We start from the raw sequence: 414 nt of genomic DNA, 5'->3' as shown, positions 1-414 counted from the left end.
GTCAGCATCAATAGCTTCTATAATAGCTGCTGCGGCTCCTGCAGGCGGAACATAAATAACCGAAGCATCTGCACCTGTCTTTTCTTTTGCCTCAGCAACACTGGCAAAAATAGGAAGAGTTTCACCTTTTGAACCTTCCCACGTTTCACCACCCTTTTTAGGATTAACGCCCCCAACCATTTGCGTACCATGATAAGCAAGCGCTTGTTCTGTATGAAACGTTCCTGTTTTTCCTGTAAGCCCCTGAACCAGAGCTTTTGTATCCTTATTCTCAAGAATTGACATCACTTAAGCTCCCTTCACGGCTGCAACAATTTTTTGAGCAGCATCATCTAAATCGTCAGCGGGAATAACGTTTGAACCACTATCACTGATAATCGCTTTACCCTGCTCAACATTTGTGCCTTCAAGACG

At 44.2% G+C, this 414-nt stretch carries 2 pseudogenes; both read right to left on the bottom strand.

Annotated elements, in window-relative coordinates:
- Positions 1-285, bottom strand: a pseudogene (locus tag J7R05_RS08530) (succinate--CoA ligase subunit alpha); the annotation flags it as partial.
- Between the two features lie 3 nt (positions 286-288).
- Positions 289-414: pseudogene (gene sucC / locus J7R05_RS08525) on the bottom strand (succinate--CoA ligase subunit beta); the annotation flags it as partial.

This window comes from Bartonella capreoli, assembly GCF_902813205.1.
Classification (GTDB): Bacteria; Pseudomonadota; Alphaproteobacteria; order Rhizobiales; family Rhizobiaceae; genus Bartonella; species Bartonella schoenbuchensis.
The sequence above is the reverse complement of the archived record's forward strand: the minus strand, read 5'-3'. Positions and strand labels throughout refer to the sequence as shown.